This is a genomic window from Methylobacillus sp. MM3 (assembly GCF_001645185.1).
Classification (GTDB): Bacteria; Pseudomonadota; Gammaproteobacteria; order Burkholderiales; family Methylophilaceae; genus MM2.
Genome location: NZ_LXTQ01000048.1, coordinates 1 through 385 on the forward strand (window position 1 = coordinate 1; position 385 = coordinate 385).

The window sequence follows — 385 nt, forward strand, 5'->3', positions numbered from 1 at the left end:
GTATTATACTCGATATTGATTGTATAGTCATCGCGATCTTCTTCAATGATGAAAGATAAATCAAATTTCGCCGTCACTGATTTGGGTTGAATGTGTGTTAATTTACTATGCCCAAAATGAGCATGATTCGTTTCATTGTTTTGTAGTACTAACATGACATCAAATAATGGATTCCGTGAGGCATCATGTGATTGATCTAAGTCATTTACTAAACATTCGAATGGGTATTCTTGATGCTCGTATGCCTCCAAACTCATTTCCTTAACCTCTTGTAAAAACTGTGTCCACATTTTATCAGGTGACGGTTGCCCTCTATATACCAACGTATTAGCAATCATGCCTAGCATTTGCTCCGTGCCTTTATGCATACGCGCACTCATCACAC

General features: G+C 37.9%; 1 protein-coding gene. It reads right to left on the bottom strand.

All coding sequences use genetic code 11. From position 1 onward, the window contains the following. On the bottom strand, nucleotides 1–368 hold a 368-nt coding region (locus A7976_RS11865), incomplete at its 3' end, for a condensation domain-containing protein (RefSeq protein WP_205633513.1). Nucleotides 369–385: the final 17 nt, after the last annotated feature.